We start from the raw sequence: 21,082 nt of genomic DNA on the forward strand, positions 1-21,082 counted from the left end.
GTGGCCGCGTTCGGGCGCGGCGAGTGCTTCGTCGAGCGCTACCTCGACCGGCCCCGCCACGTCGAGACGCAGTGCCTGGCCGACGCCCACGGCAACGTCGTCGTGGTCTCCACCCGCGACTGCTCGCTGCAGCGCCGCCACCAGAAGCTGGTGGAGGAGGCCCCGGCCCCGTTCCTCACCCCCGAGCAGGAAACCCTGCTGCGCGACTCCTCCAAGGCCATCCTGCGCGAGGCCGGCTACGTCGGCGCCGGCACCTGCGAGTTCCTGGTCGGCCAGGACGGCACCGTCTCCTTCCTGGAGGTCAACACCCGCCTCCAGGTCGAGCACCCGGTCACCGAGGAGGTCGCCGGCGTCGACCTGGTCCGCGAGATGTTCCGCATCGCCGCCGGCGAGCCGCTCGGCTACGACGACCCGCCGCTGCGCGGCCACTCCATCGAGTTCCGGATCAACGCCGAGGACGCCGGCCGGGGCTTCCTGCCCACGCCCGGCACCATCAGCCGCTGGCGCGCCCCCTCCGGACCGGGCATCCGCGTCGACAGCGGCTACGAGCAGGGCGAGACGGTTCCCGGCGACTACGACTCGCTGACCGCCAAGCTGATCGTCACCGGCGCCACCCGCGCCCAGGCGCTGGAGCGCGCCCGCCGCGCCCTGGACGAGTTCGAGATCGAGGGCATGCCCACTGTCCTGCCCTTCCACCGGGCCGTGGTGACCGACCCGGCGTTCACGGCCGAGCCGTTCGCCGTGCACACCCGCTGGATCGAGACCGAGTTCGACAACCGCATCGCCCCCTACGCCGGTCCGGTCGCGGCCGGCGAGCCGCCCGTCCTGGAGCGGATCACGGTCGAGGTGGGCGGCAAACGCCTGGAGGTCGCCCTGCCGGCCGGGCTCGGCGCTCCGGCCGCCGCCGCCCCGAAGAAGCCGGCGGCCGGCCGCCGGGCGAGGAAGCAGGCGGCGTCGTCGGCCGGCGGCGACGCTCTGGTCAGCCCCATGCAGGGCACCATCGTCAAGGTCGTCGTGGCCGACGGCGACACCGTCGCCGAGGGTGACCCGATCGTGGTGCTGGAGGCCATGAAGATGGAGCAGCCCCTCACCGCGCACCGCGCCGGAGTCGTGCTCGGGCTGGCCGCCGAGGTCGGCGCGACGGTGGCGGCCGGCGCGGCCATCTGCGAGATCAAGGACCCCTCGTGAGCAGGGAGCAGTGGCGCGAGCTGGCGCGCGAGGTCCTGCGCAGATCGGGCGTGGACGCCGCCTCCCCCGAGGAGGCGATGGCCACCGCCACCTACGACGGCATCACCCTCGCCCCCCTCTACGACGCCGCCGACCTGCCCGCCGGGCCCGGACTGCCGTCCGCCGCCGGCCGCGAGCCCGGCCGGCCGTGGGAGGTGCGGCAGCGCCACGAGACCGCCGACCCCGAGGCGGTCATGACCGACCTGGAGAACGGCGCCGACTCCCTCTGGCTCGCCGTCGCCCCCGAGGACCTGCCCCGCGTCCTCGACGGCGTGCTCCTCGACCTGATCTCGATCGTGCTCGACGCCGGCCCCCGCACCGGGCAGGCCGCGGAGGCGCTGCTCGCGCTGGCCGGCGACCGGGCCGGTGCGCTGCGGGGCTGCCTCGGCGCCGACCCGCTCGGCCACGCCGCCCGCTCCGGCGCGGCGCCCGACCTGTCCGGGCTCGGGCGGCTGGCGCGGCTCTGCGCCGACCGCCTGCCCGGCATGCGCGCGATCACCGTGGACGCCACGCCGTACCACGAGGCGGGCGGCAGCGACGCCGAGGAGCTGGGCTGCTCGATCGCGACCGGGCTCGCCTACCTGCGCGCCCTCACCGAGGACGGGATCGCGGCCGGGGAGGCGTTCGGCCTGCTGGAGTTCCGGTACGCCGCCACCGCCGACCAGTTCGCCACGATCGCCAAGCTGCGGGCCGCGCGGCTGCTGTGGGCGCGGGTGGCGGAGGTGTGCGACGCCCCGCCCGCGCAGTACCAGCACGCGGTGACCTCCGCCGCCATGATGACCCGCCGCGACCCGTACACGAACATGCTGCGCACCACCCTCGCCTGCTTCGCCGCCGGGGTGGGCGGGGCCGACGCGGTGACCGTGCGGCCGTTCGACGACGCGCTCGGCCTGCCGGACGACTTCTCCCGCCGCATCGCCCGCAACACCTCCACGCTGCTGGTGGAGGAGGCCCACGTGGCGCGGACCTTCGACCCGGCGGGCGGCTCCTGGTACGTCGAGCGCCGCACCGCCGACCTGGCCGAGCAGGCGTGGGCGTGGTTCCAGGAGATCGAGACGGCCGGCGGCATGACCGCCGCCCGGGGCCTCGTCGCGGACCGGCTGGCCGCCACCCGCGCCCGTCGCGCCCGCGACCTCGCCCGGCTCAGGCCGCCGATCGTCGGGGTGAGCCGCTACCCCGACCCGGCGGGGAGCCCGCCCGCCCGCGCGCACGCCCCCCGCCCGGCGGAGGGCGCGCTGCCGCGCGTCCGCCACGCCCAGGACTTCGAGGACCTGCGCGACCTGGCCGACGACGCCCGCCCCCGGGTGTTCCTGGCCACGCTCGGCCCGGCGGGCGAGCACGCCGCGCGGCTCGCGTTCGCGCGGGGCCTGTTCGAGGCCGGCGGCGTCGAGACGGTCACCGGCGCGCCCGGCGACTTCGCCGCCAGCGGGGCCGCGGTCGCGTGCCTGTGCGCCGGCGACCGCCGGTACGCCGCCGAGGCCGCCGACGCCGCCGCGCTGCTCCGCGAGGCGGGCGCGCGCTGGATCTGGCTGGCGGGGCGGGACCGGTACGACGGCGTGGACGCACACCTGTACGCGGGCTGCGACGTGCTCGGCGTCCTCCGCACGACCCTTTCGGAGGTGACCGCGTGACGATCCCCGACTTCCGCGGCCTCGGCCTGACCGGCTCCCGGCGCCACGAGCCGCCGGCGACCGGCGCGCCGGCCTGGGACAGCCCCGAGGGCATCCCCGTCAAGCCGCTCTACACGTCGGTGGAGGCGGACGGCTACGACCCGCACACCTACCCCGGCATCGCCCCTTACGTGCGCGGGCCGTACCCGACCATGTACGTCACCCGCCCGTGGACCGTCCGCCAGTACGCGGGTTTCTCCACCGCCGAGGACTCCAACGCCTTCTACCGCCGCAACCTCGCGGCCGGTCAGAAGGGCCTGTCGGTCGCCTTCGACCTGGCCACGCACCGAGGCTACGACTCCGACCACCCGCGCGTGGCGGGCGACGTCGGCATGGCGGGGGTCGCCATCGACTCGATCGCCGACATGCGCATCCTGTTCGACGGGATCCCGCTGGACCGCATGTCGGTGTCGATGACCATGAACGGCGCCGTGCTGCCCATCCTGGCGCTCTACATCGTGGCGGCCGAGGAGCAGGGGGTGAGGCCGGAGCAGCTCACGGGGACCATCCAGAACGACATCCTCAAGGAGTTCATGGTCCGCAACACCTACATCTATCCGCCGGCCCCCTCGATGCGCATCATCTCCGACATCTTCGCCTACACCAGCGAGAAGATGCCGAAGTTCAACTCGATCAGCATCTCCGGCTACCACATCCAGGAGGCCGGGGCCACCTGCGACCTGGAGCTGGCCTACACCCTGGCCGACGGCATGGAGTACCTGCGCGCCGGCACCGCCGCCGGGCTCGACATCGACGCGTTCGCGCCGCGGCTGTCGTTCTTCTGGTGCATCGGCATGAACTTCTTCATGGAGGTCGCCAAGCTCCGCGCCGCCCGCCTGCTGTGGAGCCGCATCGTCAGGGACATGGGCGCCGCGGACCCCAAGTCGCTGGCGCTGCGTACGCACAGCCAGACCTCCGGCTGGTCCCTCACCGCGCAGGACGTCTACAACAACGTCGTACGCACCTGCGTCGAGGCGATGGCCGCCACCCAGGGCCACACCCAGTCGCTGCACACCAACGCCCTGGACGAGGCCCTCGCGCTGCCCACCGACTTCTCCGCCCGCATCGCCCGCAACACCCAGCTCGTCCTGCAGCACGAGTCGGGCATCACCCAGGTGATCGACCCGTGGGGTGGCTCACACTACGTCGAGACGCTCACCGCCCAGCTCGCCGCCCGTGCCTGGCAGCACATCGAGGAGGTCGAGGCGGCCGGCGGCATGGCCAAGGCCATCGAGGCCGGGCTGCCGAAGCTGCGCATCGAGGAGGCCGCCGCCCGCGCCCAGGCCCGCATCGACTCCGGGACGCAGCCGGTCATCGGCGTCAACACGTACCGGCCCGCCAGCGACCAGCCCGTGGACGTGCTCAAGGTGGACAACACCGCGGTGCGCGCCACGCAGATCGAGCGGCTGCGCAGGCTCCGCGCCGAGCGCGACCCCGAGGTGGTCCGCCGCGCCCTCGACGCGCTCACCGCGGGAGCCGCCGGGGACGCCAACCTCCTCGCGCTGGCCGTGGACGCCGCCCGCGCCCACGCCACCGTCGGGGAGATCTCCGACGCCCTGGAGCGGGTCTTCGGCCGCCACCAGGCCGGCGTGCGCACCATCTCGGGCGTCTACCGCAGCGAGCTCGGCGTCGGCGCCGACGCGGTCCGCGCCGCGAGCGACGCCTTCGCCAAGGACGAGGGGCGTCGCCCGCGCATCCTGGTCGCCAAGATGGGCCAGGACGGGCACGACCGCGGCCAGAAGGTCATCGCGACGGCCTTCGCCGACCTCGGCTTCGACGTGGACGTCGGCCCGCTGTTCCAGACGCCGGAGGAGGTCGCCCGTCAGGCCGTGGACGCCGACGTGCACGTGGTCGGCGTGTCCTCGCTGGCCGCCGGGCATCTCACGCTGGTGCCCGCGCTGCGCGCGGCCCTGGCCGCCGCCGGCGGCGAGGACATCATGATCGTGGTCGGCGGCGTCATCCCGCCGGGCGACGTGCCGGCGTTGCACGAGGCCGGCGTGGCGGAGGTGTTCCTGCCCGGCACCGTGATCACTGAAGCGGCGCTGAGCCTGCTGGGCAAGCTGTCGGGCCGTCTCGGGCACCGGCCGCGCACGTGACGATCAGGCGGGGGTCAGCACGACTCCCGTAGCGGGGACGGGCTCTCGCCGCGCACCGCGACGAGCGCCCGTCCCACGCTGGGATGGAGCGTCAGAGCGTTCCTGACGCCGGTGAGCCGGAGCAGGTTCGCGGGTGAGCCGTGGACCGCGGCCACGTGCAGCCGCGCCGCCTGCCGGTGCAGCCGGTCCTGCTGCCGCAGCAGCAGGTGCAGGCCGGCGCAGTCCATGAAGGTCAGTCCGCCGAGGTCGAGGACCACCGGTTCGCCGGGCGGCGTCGACCGTTCCAGAAGCGATTCCAGATCGGCGGCGTTGGTGACGTCCAGCTCACCCGTGACCGTGACCAGGACCCCTGTGGAGAGGGGCCGGCAATGCACGTTCAGAAGAGGCATGAGGCGGCCTGTCGCATGGGGTGATTGGAGCTCCGTTACTTGAACACTACGCCCGAAGCCTGATGCACGAAAGAGTCTTCGTCATAGATTCTTCAAGAATGCACGTTCCGTCCTGCTCGTGGTAGGCACTCGTACCATGGAGTTCTTCTGCTACCACCGCGATCGTCCCCGCTCCGCCGCCCTCCGCGCCGAACTGACGGAGGAGCACTGGTCCTACATGGACCGGTACGACGCGGAGCTCATCGCCCGCGGCCCGACCCTGGCGCCCGGCGGTGAGACGGCCACAGGCAGCGTGCACATCGTCGAGCTGCCGGACCCCGCCGCCGCCCGCGCGTTCGCCTTCGACGAGCCCAACTACCAGGCCGGGGTCTACCGCGACGTGCTGCTGCGGCGGTGGCGCAACGTGCTGGGGCGCACGATGTGGGAGTTCCCGGGCGGGCGGGGGAGCGGCAACCGCTATCTCGTGCTGGGCCTCGGCTCGGGGCAGGCCGCCGACCTCGACCCGCCGGCCGGAGGGGACGACCTGATCGCGTACGGGCCGCTGCTGTCCGACGACGGCGCCTCCTGGCTCGGCACGGCGGCGCTGGTCCGGGCGGCCGGCCCCGACGCGGCCCGCGCCCTCCTCACCGCCGGCCGGTACGCCGACGTCGAGGTCCACGACTGGGACTTCGGCGGGCGCCGATAGGGACGGCGGCTAGCCGTCATCGTGGTGCGGCGTCCGCACCGCGATCACGGCGATGTCGTCGAGCCCGGTCGTCGGCAGCGCGCTCAGCAGATGGTCGCAGAACTTGTCCGGCGACTGGTCCGCGACGCACTCGGCGGCCGACCTGAGCCGTTCCAGGCCGCGGTCCAGATGCTCGCCCGACCGCTCCACCAGGCCGTCGGTGTAGAGCAGGAGCGTGCTCCCCGGCGGCAGCGGCTCCGCGTGCGACGGCCGGGGCTCCCCATGAGGGAAGCCGAGCAGCGGGCTGAGCCCCTCCTCCAGGAAGCGGCTCTCCCCGTCGCGCGTGACCAGCAGCGGCGGCGGGTGCCCGGCCACCGCGTAGTACAGCCGGTAGGCGTCGCGGTAGGGCTCCACGCGGGCGTACACGCAGGTCGCCATCACCTCGCCGACCAGCGTCTCCATCGCGAGGTTGAGCCGGGACAGGATCTCGCCCGGCGGCTCGCAGCGGTCCATGGCGAGCGCCCGCAGCATGTTGCGGATCTGGCTCATCGAGACGGCGGCGCCCAGGTCGTGGCCGGCCACGTCGCCGATCGCCACCACCGGGACGCCGTCGGGCAGGACGAAGGAGTCGTACCAGTCGCCGCCCACCTCCGCCGCGCTGGGGCTCGCCCGGTAGCGGGCGACGATGCGCAGGTCGTCCGAGAGCGGCGGCTCGGCGAGCAGGCTGTACTGCAGCGCCAGCGCGACCTGCTGCGCCCGCTGGAACCGGATCGCCCGGCTCAGCGCGTCGTGGGCGTGGTCGAACATGCTCAGCAGCAGCGAGATGTCGTCCGGGCTCACCGGCGGCCGGTCCCCGCACATCACGACGGCGACCACGGCGGGCACCGCCCCGTCGACCACGACCGGGAGGATCAGGACGCTGTTGGCGTCGTTCGCGATCAACCACGACAACGTGCCCCTGGGCACGATGTCGGACGGCGGCGCTCCGGCGGGGAACGTCCTCAGCAGGGGCCGCCTCCGGCGCACCGCCGTCACGAACGCGTTGCCCGCGCCCAGCCGCTCCTCGCTGTAGGGCGGCAGCGGCACCAGGCCGGGCCGCGCCGCCGTGGCCATCCGCTCGATGACGAACGGAGCGCCGCCGTGCCGCTGGTCGGTGAGGTCGGTGACGAGGTAGACGCCGCACCCGTCGGCGATCTCCCGCACGATCACCTCGGCCAGTGCCCCCAGCATCTCCCGCAGGCTGCGCAGCCGGACCGTGGCCGCCGCCGCGCGGTCCCGCAGGCGTTTGCGCCGCCGCGCGTTCCACTGCTCCTCGATGTCGGTGGTCGACCCCACCCATTCCACGACCTCGCCGTCCTCGCGGACGGGCACGGCGCGGAGCTGGAAGTGCCGGTAGCCGCCGTTCAGCGTGCGCAGCCGGTAGACGTGCTCCCACGGGCCGCGGGGGTCGGCGACCGCCTCCCCCCAGGAGCGCACCACCTCCGGCAGGTCGTCGGGGTGGACCATCCGCAGCCAGCCGTCGCCGCGGTACTCCTCCCACGTCTGACCGGTCAGCCGCTCCCAGTTCGGGCTGCGCTCGTGCACCTTGCCGTCGCTGCCGGTCACCCAGATGGTGTCCGCGCTGACCCGCATCAGGCTCTCGTACCGGCGCAGGACGCGGCGGCGTTGCTCGGCGAGGACCGCCATCTCGCGGTCGGCGGCGACCTGGTCCGTCACCTCCAGCACCAGCACCAGCACGCCGTGGTCGCCGGGGCCGAAGCCGATCCGCGACAGGCTGGAGGTGAAGTAGCGCTGCCCGGACGCGGGACGCCCGTTCACCGGCAGCTCCGGCTCGGCCGTGGCCACGATCGGCTCGCCCGTGAGGTAGACCCGGTCGAACTGCGGGCGGTAGTAGCGGCACATGAAGTCGGCGAACGCCTCCTCCATCTCGGCCCTGCGGCCGGGCCCGCCGAACAGCGACCGGTAGCGGTCGTTGGTGTAGACCAGCCGGTGCTCCGGGCCGCGCGTCACCGCCACCCCGACCGGCACCGGGTCCAGCATCTCGAACCCCAGCCCGCTGTCGTCGCGCTCGTCAACGGCCCCCATGGCGACCTCCCCCCGACGCCCCGGCCGATCCCCTACCCGCAGGCACGGCGAAGACGCAGGTCACGAAGGGGAGGACGGGCCCCCGTCGGCGGGCAGCTCGTCCGTCACGAGCAGATCCGGGTCCGGCCTCCGCTCCCGGAGCGCGGCCCGGCCCACCATGTGCGCGGCCACGGGAGCGGTCGCGAGCTGGAACGCGCCGATCAGCACCAGCGTCGTCACGTCCGCGCTCGTACGCAGCCGCAGCCCGCACCCGAGCAGCACCAGCAGCAGGCCGAGCACCTGCGGCTTGGTGGCCGCGTGCATGCGCGACAGCAGGTCGGGGAAACGCACCAGGGCGACCCCGGCGGCGAGGCAGAGCAGCGCGCCGCCGGCCAGACACACCACGGCGGCCGTGTCGAGAACGGTCTCGAGGACGGAGTCAGGACTCATCGCGGCGGCTCCTGACGGCGAAGCGGGCCACGCTCACCGAACCGGTGAAGCCCAGGATGGACAGCACGACGAGCACCGGCAGCGTCGTCGCGTCGCGTCCCGCCGCGACGGCGGTGGCGACGGCCGCGACGATGACCGCCAGCAGCACGTCGGTGGCCACGATCCGGTCGAGCACGGACGGGCCGCGGACGATCCGCGCCAGGGCGAGCACCCCGGCGCAGGCGAGCAGGACGGTGGTCATGACGGCGACGATGGTCATACGCGGGTGCCTTTCCTGTCGGCGGACGACTGCGGGCTCACGGGATCGGGCGCGGCGACGAGCCGCCTCTCGGCCGCCGACCCGACCGCGGTGATGATGCGTTCCTCCAGCCGCCAGATGCCCCGGCGGAACCGTTCGACCTCCGCGCGGTCGCGGACGCCGAGGACGTGCACGTACAGCGTGCCGGTGGCCCGGTCGACGTCGATGACGATGCTGCCGGGCACCAGGCACAGTGCCACGGACGTGAGCGTGATGTTGAGGTCGGAGCGCACCTTCAGCGGCACGGCGATGACGGCGCTGGCCGGGCGGTGCCCGACCCGGAACGCCAGCGCGGCCACCTGCACGCTGGAGACGACCAGGTCGAGCAGGAACCTGAGGACGAAACGCAGCACCCCCGGCAGGGAGACGCGCCCGGCGAAGGTCACCGGCGGCAGCGGGAACACGGCGAGTACGACGGCCGCGACGGCCAGGCCGCCGAGGACGTTCGCCCACGTGAACGAGCCCCACAGCAGGCACCACACGCTGACCAGCACGGCGACGGCGACGGCCCGGTTGCGGAGCCGGTCCCGCCGGCTCAGCGGCGCCGGGCTCATGGCGCGCCGCCCGGGAAGACGGCCCGCACGTACGGGACCCGGTCGAGCAGGTCGCCGGCGATCGCGCCGCTCAGGTCGAACAGCGGCCCGGCGACCGCGGTGAGCCCCACGCCGAGCACCACCAGCGCGGCCGTGGAGGTGACCATCAGCGATGGAAGCGTCACGACCGAGCTCCGGCCGCCGCCGTCCCCGCCGTCCCCGCCTTCCCTCTCGGCGCGCGGGGCGCGCCAGAAGGCCAGGTTCCACACCCGGGCGACGGCGTAGAGGGTGAGCAGGCTGGTCAGCAGCCCGCCCGCGACCAGCGCCCAGGCCATCGGATGTCCCTGCGCGGCCCCGGCCTGCAGCAGCCCGGTCTTGCCCAGGAACCCGGAGAACGGCGGGATGCCGGCCAGGTTGAGCGCGGGGACCAGGAACAGCACCCCGAGCAGCGGCGAGACGCGGGCGAGCCCGCCGAGCCGGTCCAGCACGGTGCTGCCGCCGTGCCGTTCGACCAGGCCGACGGCGAGGAACAATGTCGTCTGGATCAGGATGTGGTGCACCACGTAGAAGATGGCCGCGGCCAGGCCGAGCACGGTGGTGAGCCCGACGCCGAACAGCATGTAGCCGATGTGACTGACCAGTGTGAACGACAACAGGCGCTTGATGTCGGACTGCGCGATCGCGCCGAGGATGCCGACCAGCATGGTCAGCAGCGCCGCCGCCAGCAGCAGGCCGCCGGTGCGCCCGCCGGGGAACAGCAGCGTCTCGGTGCGGATGATGGCGTACACGCCGACCTTGGTCAGCAGGCCGGCGAAGACCGCGGTCACCGGGGCAGGAGCGGTGGGATAACTGTCCGGCAGCCAGGCCGACAGCGGGAAGATCGCCGCCTTGACGCCGAAGGCCAGCAGCAGCATGCCCTGCAGCATCAGGCGCAGGTTCTCCGGCAGGACGTCGAGCCGGCCGGCGAGCTGCGCGAGGTTGAGCGTGCCGGTGGCCGCGTAGACGAGCCCGATGGCGGTCAGGAAGATGATCGAGGAGAGCAGGCTGACCACGACGTACGTCGTCCCGGCCCTGATCCGGTTCTCCGTGCCGCCGAGGGTGAGCAGCACGTAGCTGGACACCAGCAGGATCTCGAAGCCGACGTAGAGGTTGAACAGGTCCCCCGACAGGAACGCGGTGGTGACGCCGGCGGTGAGCACCAGGTACGTCGGGTGGTACACCGACAGCGGCGTCTCCTCGTCGCCGTCGGCCAGCCCTTGGCCGATGGAGTACACCAGCACGGCGAGGGTGACGGCGGCGGAGACGACCAGCATGAGCGCGGCGAACTTGTCGGCGACCAGGACGATGCCGAGCGGCGCCGTCCAGCCGCCCACCTCCACGACGAGCGGCCCGTGGAGCGAGGTGAGGACCAGCAGGGCGGCGGCGACGAGCAGGCCCGCGCCGAGCACGGTGAGGCTGACGACCCGCTGCGCGTTCGGGCGCCGCGCCAGCATCAGCGTCAGCGCCGCGCCGAGCAGCGGCATGACGACGGGCAGGGGTACGAGGGCGGTCATCATGGCGGCTCCGTCACGTGGGTGCGCCGCGGATCGCCGCCGTTGACGCCGTTGAGGCTGTTGAGGTCGTTGATGTCGTCGAGAGCGTCGACGTCGTCGGGAAGGTCCGCGTCCTGCTCGGCGAGCCGCACGATCCGGCGGTCCTCGACGTCGTCCTGCACCTCGTCGTGCCCGGTGAGCAGCCAGGTGCGGGAGGCCATCGCGAGCAGGAACGCGGTCATGCCGAGCGTGATGACGATGGCGGTGAGGATCATCGCCTGCGGCAGCGGATCGCTCATCCGCTCCTGCCCGGCGAGGCCGGCGATGGGCGCCGCGCCCGCGTTGCCGCCCGTGAGGATCAGCAGGTTCACGCCGTTGCCGAGCAGGATCACCCCCAGCAGGATCCGGGTGAGGCTGCGTTCCAGCAGCAGGGTCACCCCGGCGGCGAACAGCACGCCGACGGTGACCACGTAGGTGAGGTTCGGGGTCACACCGGTTCCTCCTTCATCGTGCCCTTCAGCGAGGAGTCGTCCATGGAGATGTCGTCGGCCCCGATCGGGGCGCCGAGGCTGCGCAGGATGTCCAGCACCAGGGCGACGACGATGAGGTACACGCCGACGTCGAAGAAGACCGACGTGACGAGGTGGACCTCGCCCAGCACCGGCAGGGTCAGGTCCAGCGTCGCGCTCTGCAGCACGTCCCCGCCGAGCAGCATCGCCGCCGCCCCCGTGCCCACGGCGACGAACAGGCCCGCGCCGAGCACGGCGCCCGCGTCGACGGGCGCGGCGGCGTTCAGCTCCGCCCGGCCGCCGGCCAGGTAGCGCACGGTCAGGGCGAGCCCGCAGACCAGCCCGGCGGCGAACCCGCCGCCCGGCTGGTTGTGGCCGGAGAAGAGCAGGTAGACCGAGAGCAGCACGATGACGTGGAACAGCAGCCGGGTGACCACCTGCAGGATGATCGAGGTGCCGCCGGTCGCCGGGTGCGGCGAGGTGGCGAGCCACCGCCCCGCGACCCGCGTCCGCGACGTCGGCGCCGGGCTGCCCGTACGCCGGCGCAGCGCCGCGCTGCCCCGGAAGATCAGGCTGGCCACGCCGGTCGCCGCCGCGACGAGCACGGCGATCTCGCCCATCGTGTCCCAGGCCCTGATGTCGACGAGGATGACGTTCACCACGTTGTCGCCCCCGCCGTAGGAGACGGCCAGGTCGGCGAACCCGGACGAGATCGGCTCCGCCTGCCGCGCGCTCGTGGCCGCGTACGCCATGCCGGCGGCGACCACGCCCACGGCCACGCCGATCGCGGCGCGCCCGCGCCGACTGGGCCGCCGGGAGAAGCGCGGCGGCAGGCGGCGCAGCACGAGCACGAACATCGCGATGGTGACGGTCTCCACCAGGAACTGCGTCAGCGCCAGGTCGGGCGCGCCGTGCAGGACGAACAGCACGGCGGTGCCGTAACCGGTCACCCCGACCAGGATCATGGCGGTGAGCCGGCGCGACGCGCGGACCGCGATGACCGCCGCGACGATCACCGCGGCGGCGACGACCGCCTGCGCGGGGGTGTCCCAGGGGCGTCCCTCCGCCGACCACGGCCGCCCGGCCAGCATCACGCCGCCGGGCAGCGCGACCAGCACGAGCAGGATGATGCCGAGGGAGAACGGCAGCGAGCCGCGCTGGGTGGCTCCGGTCAGCTCCACCGCGAGCCGGCCCACCCAGGTCAGCACCCGGTCGTAGGCCCGCGCGCCGGTGGACCGCACCTCGCCGGGCAGGCGGGCGGCGAGCAGGAACAGCCCGGCGCCCGCGGCGAGCGCCAGCGCGGTCAGCCCCAGCGCGGGCGTGAGCCCGTGCCACAACGCCAGCCGGTACGGCACCACGAGCGCGTCCGCGGCCTGCACGGGTCCCATCTGCACAGGGCCGACGGAGCCGGCCTGCGAGGTACCGGCGTACACGGTGTCGGCGTACGCGGCCAGCATCCGGTCCACCGCCGGCGCGAACCCGCCCACCGCGAGCCCGGCCACGGCGAGCACCGCCGCCGGCCCCGCGAACGCCCACCCGATCCCGCTCGGCCGCGTGGGCGTCACCGCCCGCTTGGTGCCGAAGACGCCCCAGAGCAGCCGCAGCGTGTACGCCACGGTGAGCGCCGAGCCGGCCACCAGACCGGCGAGCACGACCCGCTCCACGGCCGAGCCGTGCAGCAGCACCTCGAAGATCGCTTCCTTGGCAACGAACCCGGCGGTCGGCGGCAGCCCCGCCATCGACGCCCCCGCGAGGACGGCGACCGCCGCCAGCCAGGGCGCGCGCCGGCCGAGACCGTTCAGCTCGCGCAGGTCCCTGGTGCCGGTCGAGCGGTCGACGACGCCGACGACGAGGAAGAGCGCGGCTTTGAACAGCGCGTGCGCCAGCAGCATCGCCGTGCCGGCGAGCGCCGCGTCGCGGCTCCCCGCCCCGAACACCGCCATGAGCAGCCCGAGCTGGCTGACCGTGCCGTGGGCGAGCAGCAGCTTCGCGTCGTCCTGGCGCAGCGCCGTCCATCCGCCGAGAAGCATGGTGAGCGTGCCGGCGACCAGCAGCACCGCCCGCCACGCCGTCACCTCGCCGAACGCCGGCGTCATCAGCGCGGTCAGGAACACCCCGGCCTTCACCATCGCCGCCGCGTGCAGGTAGGCGCTCACCGGAGTGGGCGCGGCCATGGCGGCGGGCAGCCAGAAGCTGAAGGGGAAGATCGCCGACTTGCTGAGCGCGCCGAGCAGGACGAGCAGCAGCGCGACCGCCAGGTAGGCGCCGTCCGGCAGCGCCCCGGCTATCTGCGACCAGCGGTAGGTCCCGGCGTGCTGCCCGAGCATGACGAAGCCGGCGAGCATCGCCAGCCCGCCCAGCGTGGTGACCAGCAGGGCCTGCGTCGCGGCCGCCCTGCTCGCCCGCCGGACCGCGTCATGGCCGATCAGCAGGTACGAAAGGACGGTGGTCAGCTCCCAGAACACGTACAGCACGAGGAGGTTGTCGCTGACGACCAGGCCGAGCATGGCGCCGGCGAACGCGACGAACAGCCCGGCGAAGCGGGCGAGCCGGTCGTCCCCGGCGGCGAAGTAGCGGGCGCTGTAGGACAGGACGAGCGCGCCGACCCCGCCGACGAGCACGATCATCAGCCAGCCGAGCGCGCCCACCTGGACGGCGAGTTCGAGGCCGAGCCCCGGCACCCACGGGTAGGCTCCGGCGACGGCGCGGCCGGCGAGGATCGGGCCGGTGTTCGCCAGCGCCCACGCCAGCGACGCGGCGGGGACCGCCGCCAGCAGGTAGAGGGCCCGCCGGCCGAGCCGGCGGACCGCGAGGGGCGCGGCCACGGCGGCGAGCGCGTGCGCCGCGACGAGCAGGAGCGCTCCGGGCGCGCCGAGCAGCAGCTGCGGTGCGCTCATGGTGGCCCCGTCACGGTGGCGGTCACGAGGGCGGTCACGGTGGCGGTCAGGGTGGCGGTCAGGGCGGCGGTCAGGGTGGTGGAAGGCGTTCCGGCGGGTGCGGTCGTGGGGGCGATGGCGGGCGGCGGAATCCGGGCAGGAAGGCGTCGCTCGGGGTAGATCCTCGGTCTCCGATCCTCAGATGACGTGTTGCCGGCTTACGGGCGGGCCTCGGCGACGAGGGAGGCGAGGCGCCGCTCGATCTCGCTCAGCCGGTCCGTCAGCGGACGGCTGTGCAGCAGGTCGGCGAGCTGGTCGGCCTCCTGCTGGTCGAGCTCCACGGTGTGGGCCGGGGTGTCGGGATCGGTGCGGTCGTACAGGACCAGGGAGTGTTGCCCGGATCGGGAGACGATGACGGCGAGGCGGTCACCTTCCCGGGTGTGGAGGTGGTGGACGGTTCCGATGCCCGGGACGGTAGCGTGCGTGATGTGCACGGCTGAACAGCTCCTTTCGTCGCATGGTCGTGCGGCCGCCTCGGCAGCTTGCGTGGGGCGGATTCGCCCTGTTTCCAGTGTGGCCACGGTCCGGCGGCGGCACCATCGGGTCCAGCACCCATTTCCGGGGGTGGCCACCATGTAGCCGGCCACGGGACGGGCCCTGGTTGGACAGATGCCCGCGGCGTCGGTGAGGCTGGAGGCATGAGCTCGCCGACCAGCGGAAACCAGGAGACACCCCAGGAGAGGCCGCCACGCGCGCCGCGTTCGCCGGCTTCGGCGCTGTTCCGGCGCCTGTTCCTGTTCAACGGGCTCGTCTTCGCCACCGGGCTGACCACGCTGGCGCTGTCGCCGGCCACGGTGTCCTCGCCCGTCCTGCTGAACGAGCTGCCGATCCTCGCCGTCGGCCTCGCGGCGATGCTCACCGCCAACGCGCTGGTGCTGCGCACCAGCCTCGCCCCGCTCGGCGCGCTGACCGTCCTCATGGAGCGAGTCGACCTGGTGCGTTCCAGTGACCGTATACCCTCCAGCGGCAACGGCGACCTCGTCAACCTGCTCGACACCTTCAACGCCATGCTCGACCGGCTGGAGGCCGAGCGCAGCTCCAGCGCCGCCCACGCCCTCGCCGCCCAGGAGGGCGAGCGCCAGCGCATCGCCCGCGAGCTGCACGACGAGATCGGGCAGAGCCTCACCGCGGTCCTGCTCACCCTGAAGCGCGTCGTCGACCGCGCGCCCGAGGAGCTGCGCGACGAGCTGTGCGCGGCCCAGGAGACGGTCCGCGCCAGCCTGGACGAGGTCAGACGGGTCGCCCGCCGGCTGCGGCCCGGCCCGCTGGAGGACCTGGGGCTCATCAGCGCCATGAACTCCCTGGCCACCGACTTCTCCGCGCTGAGCGGCGCGACGGTGACCCGGCTGCTGGACTCGCGGCTGCCTCAGGTGAGCGGCGACACCGAGCTCGTCATCTACCGCATCGCCCAGGAATGCCTGACCAACATCGCCCGGCACGCCCGCGCGAGCCGCGTGGAGCTGTCGCTGCGCGCCGAGGGCGGCGCCGTCGTGCTGCGCATCACCGACGACGGCGTGGGCGGCCCGATCCGCGAGGGCGCCGGCATCCGTGGCATGCGCGAGCGTGCCATGCTCATCGGCGCCGACCTCGACATCGAGAGCGCGCCCACGCGCGGCACCCGCGTACGCCTGACCGTGCCCATCCCCGAGCCCGTCCGTCAGCCCATCCCCGACACCGCCGGCCCCGTCGCCGACGATCCGTGAGAGTGAGTCCATGCAAGCGCAGCCGACCCGGATCCTGCTCGCCGACGACCACGCCCTCGTCCGCCACGGGCTGCGGCTCATCCTGGACGCCGAGCCCGACCTGACCGTCGTCGCGGAGGCGGGCGACGGCGCCGAGGCCGTCGAGCTGGCCACCCGCGGCGAGGTCCCGATCGACCTGGCCATCCTCGACATCGCGATGCCGCGCATGACGGGCATCCAGGCCGCCCGCGAGATCTCCCGCCGCGCCCCCGGCGTCCGGCTGCTGATGTTGTCGATGTACGACAACGAGCAGTACTTCTTCGAGTCGCTGAAGGTCGGCGCCAGCGGCTACGTGCTCAAGTCGGTGGCCGACCGCGACCTGCTGGAGGCGTGCCGCGCGGCCATGCGCGGCGAGCCGTTCGTCTACCCGGGGGCGATCACCGCGCTCATCCGCGACTACCTCCAGCGGCACCGGCAGGGCGAGCCGGTGCCCGACACCCTGCTCACCCCGCGCGAGGAGGAGATCGTCAAGCTCATCGCCGAGGGCCACTCCTCCAAGGACATCGCCGGCATCCTGGTCATCAGCGTCAAGACCGTCGAACGGCACCGGGCGAACGTCCTGGCCAAACTCGGCCTGCGCGACCGGCTGGAGCTGACCAGGCACGCCATCCGGGCGGGCCTGGTCGAGCCGTGACCCTCCCGGATCAGCGGAGGGGGTCCATCTCGGCCAGGGCGGCGGGCTGCTTGCCCGTGGTGATCTGCTCGGCCAGCAGCCGGCCGGTGATCGGGCCGTGCGCCATGCCCCACATGCCGTGGCCGCCCGCCACGTACACGGTGGGCGCCGACGTGGCGCCGACCAGCGCCCGGCCGTCGGCCGTGACCGGGCGCGGCCCCACCCACGTGTCGCTGCGCTCGTCCAGGCGCACCCCCCGCAGCAGCGGCCGGACGGAGGCGACGAGCGCCTCCAGCCGGGCCGGCACCTGCGGCGCGTCCGGGTCGCGGAACTCCATGGTGCCCGCCACCCGCAGCCCGCCCTGGTAAGGCGTGCACGCCACGCGCACACCGGGCAGGTAGACCGGGCCGTGGACGGGACGCTCGACCGGCACGGTGAAGGAGTAGCCGCGGCCGGCGCGCAGCGGGACGCGCACGCCCCACTGCCGGGCCAGGCGGGGCAGCCACGCGCCGGTGGCCAGCACCACGGCGTCGGCGGACAGCACCGTGCCCTTGGCCGAGCTGAGGATCGCCTTCCTGCCGTCGGTGCGCACGTCGTCGACCTCGACGGCGTACACGGTCGCGCCGCGCCGCATCACGGCCCGGCCCAGGGCGTGCACGAACGCGCCCGGGTCGACGTAGCGCTGCCCGTCGATGCGCACGCCCGTGGTCAGCTCCTCACCGGCGAGCGGGACCTGCTCGGCCAGCCGCTGGCCGTCCAGCACCGTGTGCTCGACGCGCTGCCCGATCGCCTCCAGCCTGCGCAGCTCGCGCAGCAGGCCCTCGGCCTCGCCGGGGGTGCGGAACGCGGCGGTGATCGGCGCCGCGACCACGGGCGCGGACACGCCGTTGGCGGCCAGCACCTCGTACGCCTCCACGCACTCGTCGTTGAGCGGCAGGTTGGCGCGGGCCGCGCGGGTCCAGGACCGCCAGCGGCTGTTGGCCGCGAAGCGGGTCAGGAACGTCCACAGCCCGGGATCGAGGGTCGCGGGCACGTGCAGCGGCGCGGCCGGGTCCAGCAGCGAGCGCAGGCCGTAGCGCACCACGGCGGGCTCGTTCAGCGGGATGGCCAGGCCAGGCGCGATCCAGCCCGCGTTGCCCCAGGACGCGCCGGCCGCCAGGCCGCCACGGTCGACCACGTCGACCTGGACACCACGCTCCTGCAGGAACCACGCGGTGGACAGGCCCACGATGCCCGCGCCCACCACGATCACCGAACGCGGCCAGTTGCCGACCATGCCACCCTCCGACGTAAGAAAAGACTCCGCTGTCCGTGCCAGCATGGCCCATGCCGCGACCTGCGGCGTTGTGGCCAGACGACAATTTCGGCGCGCTCGTTGTGGCGCGCCCACAACGGGAGGCGGCGGCTCAGGTCCGGTCGTCGTCGCCGAACGCGGCCAGCATGATGGTCATGGCCAGGCGCTGGCGGGGGTCGTCCAGGTCGAGCGGGGTGAGCTCGTTCATCTTGCGCAGCCGGTTGCGGACGGTGTTCGGATGCACGTCGAGGCGTTCGGCGGCCCAGGCGAGGTCGCCCTGGCTCTCCAGCCAGGCGCGCAGCGTCGCGACGAACCGCGTGCCGTGCTGCGTGTCGTGCCGGCGCAGAGTGCTCACCGGGCCGCGGGCCGGGGTCCGGCCGCCGCGCGCGGCGGCGCGCAGCCGCAGCAGCAGGATCTCGTCCCAGGACTCGTCGTAGGCGGGCGGCATGGCGCCCAGCCCGGCACCCGGCCCGGTGTTCAGTCCGGCGCCCAGTCCGGCGCCCTCGTGCAGCGCCAGGCACTCGTCGGCCTCCTGACGGCCCGCGGGCAGGTCCGTGACCTCGGCGGGCGCGCCGATCCCGGCCGCGACGCGGACCGGGGCGGGCAGCTCCGCCTGCAGGTCCTTGACCCACTGCCGGGCCGTCTCGGCCTCCTCGCCAGGCAGGAGTGTGTAGAGCGTGTCGCCGAGCAGCGCGCTGCGGCCCGGCCTGGACCAGCCGAAGCCGGTCGTGGCCTGCTCGAAGGCGAGCAGCAGCGCGGCGTGACGGTCGTCGGGGGTGAACGCGCGCACGGCGACCACCCGCATGGCGCACGGCGCGAGGCCCAGCCGGCTGGCCGACGTCGCCGCGTCGGCGCCGCCCTCCAGGAGCCGGCCGACCAGGTCGGACTCCACCTGCCGCTCCAGGTCCGCGCTGGCCCGCGAGCGCAGCAGGTGCAGCGCCACCACGCGGGCGCCCTCGGCGAGGGCGCGCAGCCGCTCGCCGGTCAGCGGGGCCGCGCAGCTCACCCACACCGAGCCGAGCAGCTCGCGCCCGGCGCGCACCGCGACCGCCATCCGGCCGGTCAGTCCCTGCTCGTCGTCGGCCGCGACGAACACCGGCTCGTCCGTCGCCGCCAGCCCGGCGAACACCCCGCGCCGCTGCAGCCGCTCGCGCAGCTTCTCGGGCACGCGCCGGCCGAGTATGGTCGCCAGCCGGGCCGGGTCGCCCGCCTGCTGGCTGCGGGAGTAGGCGAGCACCCGCGAGTGCCGGTCCTCGATGGTCACCGCCCCGCCTATGACGTCGGCGAGGCTGTCGGCGAGGGCGAACAGGTCCGTCGGGCCCCGCCCCGAGGCGGTCTCCCGGCTCTCCAGGACCAGCCCGTACACCACGCCGGCGAGCTGGCTCCACGACACGGCGGGGTCGGCCAGCAGCACCGCCACGCCGTGCCGGTCCCCGAGCGCGGCGGCGTCCTGCTCGGCGCCACCGCCCTCGGGAGGACGTACCAGGACCGCCGTGGCGTGCGCCGCCGCCGCCCACCGCACCGCTTCGGCGGGCGAGGACGCGCCGACGGCCAGCAGCACGTCGCCGGTGACGTGCCGGTCCGTGGCGTCCGGCATGGCGACGCTGCGCAGCACGGCCGAGCGGGCCTCGGGACGGCCGCACAGCCGCACCCCGTACCCGCCGAGCACGTTCACCAGGCGGTCCAGCGTGATCATGATCACCTCCGATGGGTGGAAGGGGCCGCGCCCCCGTACGTCACGCGGCCTCGTGCCTGCGCTGGCAGTCGATGCAGGTGCGGGCCAGCGGGCGGACCTTGAGCCGCTCGAACGGGATGCCCTGCTCGCAGTGGGCGCAGCGGCCGTAGGTGCCGTCCGCCAGCCGGTCGTAGGCCTGCGACAGCTCGGCGACGGTCCGCTCGGCGGCGGTGATGGAGGCGAGCAGCTCCTGCCAGGTGCCGTCGGCGCCGCTGCCGTCGCGCTCCTGCTCACGCAGTGCCTCGAGCTGCCGGCGGCGCTGTTCGAGCTGCTCCTGCAGGTCCTCGCGGAGCGACTGGAGCTGCACGGTGCTGAGGTGGGTCCCCGGGAGCACGTTCTCGATCATGGTGGATCCTTTCTTCGATGACGTGTTCGTCGTTCAGATCAGTGGGCGGCCGAGGCGAGGCCCGACGCCAGCGACGGCTGCAGGCACAGCCGCATCAGGCCGCGGACGGTGGCGTACTGCGGCTGCGCGGCCACCTCGACCGGCAGCCGCAACGTGCCGCGCAGGCGGCGCAGCAGCAGGTCCTCGCGCGCGCCGCCGCCGGTGACCAGCAGGCCGCGGGAGCGTACGGCCGGCAGCCTGCGCACCAGGCCCGCCGTCATGTCGACGACGCCCTCCAGCGCGTACGCCGCCAGCCCCAGCCCCGTGGTGGCGCTGAGCTGCAGGGCGGCCGCGTCCACCACGTTGCCCTCGCTGATGGCCACGACCTCGACGATGCCCGCCCCGACGTCCAGCACCAGGCAGGGCCGCGGGTCGAGCACGTCCAGACCGGCGCCGACGGCGGCCGCCAGCGGCTCCTCCACCAGCGTCACCTCGCAGCCGGCGGCCTCGGACACCGCGACCCGCACCGCGCGCCGGTCGCTCGGCGACGCCGCGAGCGGCACCCCGGCCAGCACCCGCGCCGGCGGCCGGCCGTCGTAGAGCCGGGTGTCCTGCACCACCAGGCGGACCAGCCGCAGGCAGGCGCCGGGATCGGCCACCATGCCGTGCCGGAGCGGCCGCACCACGTCCGGCGCGCCGGTGCCGGAGGGCCGCCCCATGACCGCCGACGCCCGGTCGGCGATGGCGTGCCCGCCCACGGCCAGTGACCGGGTGCGCGCGGTGCCGAGATCGAGCGCCAGGAAACGCCGTACCGCGCTCATCCCGGCGGGCGCTGAACTGACAACAGGCATGACGATGATCCGCTCCTGGGCGAAGTCGGTAGAGTACGGCGGTCCGGCACAGGGCCGGCCACCGCGGGGACGGACGGTCGTAGGACGCCTCACGGGCGCGCGGCGGAGACGCCCGGCCGGCACCCGCCGCCCTCGCCGGGCCGGCGCAGGCACG

General features: G+C 74.2%; 19 protein-coding genes. 6 read left to right on the top strand and 13 right to left on the bottom strand.

Annotated features, from left to right (window positions below; genetic code table 11):
* The 3 genes from BMW85_RS32185 to scpA form a co-directional block, all read left to right on the top strand.
* On the top strand, positions 1-1,188 hold a 1,188-nt coding region (locus BMW85_RS32185), incomplete at its 5' end, for an ATP-binding protein (RefSeq protein ID WP_143082475.1).
* On the top strand, positions 1,185-2,858 hold the full coding sequence (locus tag BMW85_RS32190) for a methylmalonyl-CoA mutase subunit beta (protein WP_091089044.1): 1,674 nt from the start codon (positions 1,185-1,187) through the stop codon (positions 2,856-2,858). The genes BMW85_RS32185 and BMW85_RS32190, both read left to right, overlap by 4 nt.
* 26 nt (positions 2,859-2,884) lie before the next feature.
* Entirely contained in the window at positions 2,885-4,993 is a 2,109-nt protein-coding gene (scpA, locus tag BMW85_RS32195; protein WP_245775208.1) for a methylmalonyl-CoA mutase, read from the top strand.
* A 14-nt stretch (positions 4,994-5,007) separates the two neighbouring features.
* Here scpA and BMW85_RS32200 read toward each other — a convergent pair whose 3' ends face one another.
* Positions 5,008-5,382, bottom strand: a complete 375-nt coding sequence (locus tag BMW85_RS32200; protein ID WP_091089046.1) for an STAS domain-containing protein — start codon at positions 5,380-5,382, stop codon at positions 5,008-5,010.
* A 118-nt stretch (positions 5,383-5,500) separates the two neighbouring features.
* Between BMW85_RS32200 and BMW85_RS32205 the strand changes: the two genes are divergently transcribed.
* On the top strand, positions 5,501-6,067 hold the full coding sequence (locus BMW85_RS32205; protein WP_245775191.1) for a YciI family protein: 567 nt from the start codon (positions 5,501-5,503) through the stop codon (positions 6,065-6,067).
* Between the two features lie 9 nt (positions 6,068-6,076).
* On the opposite strand, the gene BMW85_RS32210 is transcribed toward BMW85_RS32205, so the two are convergent.
* The 8 genes from BMW85_RS32210 to BMW85_RS32245 all read right to left on the bottom strand — a co-directional run bounded on the left by BMW85_RS32210 (position 6,077) and on the right by BMW85_RS32245 (position 14,802).
* Entirely contained in the window at positions 6,077-8,131 is a 2,055-nt protein-coding gene (locus BMW85_RS32210; protein ID WP_091089052.1) for a SpoIIE family protein phosphatase, read from the bottom strand.
* Positions 8,132-8,191: 60 nt separating this feature from the next.
* The gene (gene mnhG / locus BMW85_RS32215) at positions 8,192-8,560 is read right to left on the bottom strand and encodes a monovalent cation/H(+) antiporter subunit G (RefSeq protein ID WP_091089055.1); all 369 of its coding nucleotides are present in this window, start codon (positions 8,558-8,560) and stop codon (positions 8,192-8,194) included.
* The gene (locus BMW85_RS32220) at positions 8,550-8,819 is read right to left on the bottom strand and encodes an MrpF/PhaF family protein (RefSeq protein ID WP_091089057.1); all 270 of its coding nucleotides are present in this window, start codon (positions 8,817-8,819) and stop codon (positions 8,550-8,552) included. Before BMW85_RS32220 ends, mnhG begins: the two co-directional genes overlap by 11 nt.
* Positions 8,816-9,412 (bottom strand): Na+/H+ antiporter subunit E, encoded by a 597-nt coding sequence (locus BMW85_RS32225; RefSeq protein WP_091089059.1) that lies wholly within the window; start codon positions 9,410-9,412, stop codon positions 8,816-8,818. The genes BMW85_RS32220 and BMW85_RS32225 overlap by 4 nt, the downstream gene beginning before the upstream one ends.
* A complete protein-coding gene (locus BMW85_RS32230; protein ID WP_091089061.1) occupies positions 9,409-10,944 on the bottom strand; it encodes a Na+/H+ antiporter subunit D in 1,536 nt (511 codons plus the stop codon). Before BMW85_RS32230 ends, BMW85_RS32225 begins: the two co-directional genes overlap by 4 nt.
* Positions 10,944-11,414: a Na(+)/H(+) antiporter subunit C gene (locus tag BMW85_RS32235; RefSeq protein ID WP_091089064.1), complete on the bottom strand. Its 471-nt coding sequence runs from the start codon at positions 11,412-11,414 to the stop codon at positions 10,944-10,946. The genes BMW85_RS32230 and BMW85_RS32235 overlap by 1 nt, the downstream gene beginning before the upstream one ends.
* Entirely contained in the window at positions 11,411-14,329 is a 2,919-nt protein-coding gene (locus tag BMW85_RS32240; protein ID WP_091089066.1) for a Na+/H+ antiporter subunit A, read from the bottom strand. The genes BMW85_RS32235 and BMW85_RS32240 overlap by 4 nt, the downstream gene beginning before the upstream one ends.
* A gap of 197 nt (positions 14,330-14,526) precedes the next feature.
* Positions 14,527-14,802, bottom strand: coding sequence for a cation:proton antiporter regulatory subunit (locus BMW85_RS32245; protein ID WP_091089068.1), 276 nt, complete (start codon positions 14,800-14,802; stop codon positions 14,527-14,529).
* A gap of 204 nt (positions 14,803-15,006) precedes the next feature.
* Between BMW85_RS32245 and BMW85_RS32250 the strand changes: the two genes are divergently transcribed.
* Together BMW85_RS32250 and BMW85_RS32255 are read left to right on the top strand one after the other, a co-directional pair.
* Positions 15,007-16,071 carry a sensor histidine kinase gene (locus tag BMW85_RS32250; protein ID WP_091089071.1) on the top strand — a complete coding sequence of 355 codons (1,065 nt, stop codon included), beginning with the start codon at positions 15,007-15,009 and terminating at the stop codon, positions 16,069-16,071.
* Positions 16,072-16,081: 10 nt separating this feature from the next.
* Positions 16,082-16,744 carry a response regulator gene (locus BMW85_RS32255; RefSeq protein ID WP_091089072.1) on the top strand — a complete coding sequence of 221 codons (663 nt, stop codon included), beginning with the start codon at positions 16,082-16,084 and terminating at the stop codon, positions 16,742-16,744.
* A gap of 10 nt (positions 16,745-16,754) precedes the next feature.
* Here BMW85_RS32255 and BMW85_RS32260 read toward each other — a convergent pair whose 3' ends face one another.
* From BMW85_RS32260 to BMW85_RS32275, 4 genes are all read right to left on the bottom strand, one after another.
* Positions 16,755-17,999: an NAD(P)/FAD-dependent oxidoreductase gene (locus BMW85_RS32260; protein WP_091089074.1), complete on the bottom strand. Its 1,245-nt coding sequence runs from the start codon at positions 17,997-17,999 to the stop codon at positions 16,755-16,757.
* 130 nt (positions 18,000-18,129) lie between these two features.
* Positions 18,130-19,713 carry a PucR family transcriptional regulator gene (locus BMW85_RS32265; RefSeq protein WP_091089077.1) on the bottom strand — a complete coding sequence of 528 codons (1,584 nt, stop codon included), beginning with the start codon at positions 19,711-19,713 and terminating at the stop codon, positions 18,130-18,132.
* Between the two features lie 40 nt (positions 19,714-19,753).
* Positions 19,754-20,098 (bottom strand): TraR/DksA family transcriptional regulator, encoded by a 345-nt coding sequence (locus tag BMW85_RS32270; protein WP_091089079.1) that lies wholly within the window; start codon positions 20,096-20,098, stop codon positions 19,754-19,756.
* A gap of 38 nt (positions 20,099-20,136) precedes the next feature.
* Positions 20,137-20,928, bottom strand: a complete 792-nt coding sequence (locus BMW85_RS32275) for a rod shape-determining protein (protein ID WP_091089081.1) — start codon at positions 20,926-20,928, stop codon at positions 20,137-20,139.
* Positions 20,929-21,082 lie beyond the last annotated feature (154 nt).

Source organism: Nonomuraea wenchangensis, from assembly GCF_900111685.1.
Lineage (GTDB): Bacteria > Actinomycetota > Actinomycetes > Streptosporangiales > Streptosporangiaceae > Nonomuraea > Nonomuraea wenchangensis.

Excerpts from the sequence above, each read along its gene's own strand:
- BMW85_RS32270 (WP_091089079.1), bottom strand. The coding sequence starts at position 20,098 with ATGATCGAGAACGTGCTCCCGGGGACCCACCTCAGCACCGTGCAGCTC.
- BMW85_RS32220 (WP_091089057.1), bottom strand. The coding sequence starts at position 8,819 with ATGACCATCGTCGCCGTCATGACCACCGTCCTGCTCGCCTGCGCCGGG.
- mnhG (WP_091089055.1), bottom strand. The coding sequence starts at position 8,560 with ATGAGTCCTGACTCCGTCCTCGAGACCGTTCTCGACACGGCCGCCGTG.
- BMW85_RS32265 (WP_091089077.1), bottom strand. The coding sequence starts at position 19,713 with ATGATCACGCTGGACCGCCTGGTGAACGTGCTCGGCGGGTACGGGGTG.
- BMW85_RS32260 (WP_091089074.1), bottom strand. The coding sequence starts at position 17,999 with ATGGTCGGCAACTGGCCGCGTTCGGTGATCGTGGTGGGCGCGGGCATC.
- BMW85_RS32275 (WP_091089081.1), bottom strand. The coding sequence starts at position 20,928 with ATGCCTGTTGTCAGTTCAGCGCCCGCCGGGATGAGCGCGGTACGGCGT.
- BMW85_RS32200 (WP_091089046.1), bottom strand. The coding sequence starts at position 5,382 with ATGCCTCTTCTGAACGTGCATTGCCGGCCCCTCTCCACAGGGGTCCTG.
- BMW85_RS32250 (WP_091089071.1), top strand. The coding sequence starts at position 15,007 with ATGAGCTCGCCGACCAGCGGAAACCAGGAGACACCCCAGGAGAGGCCG.
- BMW85_RS32240 (WP_091089066.1), bottom strand. The coding sequence starts at position 14,329 with ATGAGCGCACCGCAGCTGCTGCTCGGCGCGCCCGGAGCGCTCCTGCTC.
- BMW85_RS32230 (WP_091089061.1), bottom strand. The coding sequence starts at position 10,944 with ATGACCGCCCTCGTACCCCTGCCCGTCGTCATGCCGCTGCTCGGCGCG.
- BMW85_RS32255 (WP_091089072.1), top strand. The coding sequence starts at position 16,082 with ATGCAAGCGCAGCCGACCCGGATCCTGCTCGCCGACGACCACGCCCTC.
- BMW85_RS32210 (WP_091089052.1), bottom strand. The coding sequence starts at position 8,131 with ATGGGGGCCGTTGACGAGCGCGACGACAGCGGGCTGGGGTTCGAGATG.
- BMW85_RS32225 (WP_091089059.1), bottom strand. The coding sequence starts at position 9,412 with ATGAGCCCGGCGCCGCTGAGCCGGCGGGACCGGCTCCGCAACCGGGCC.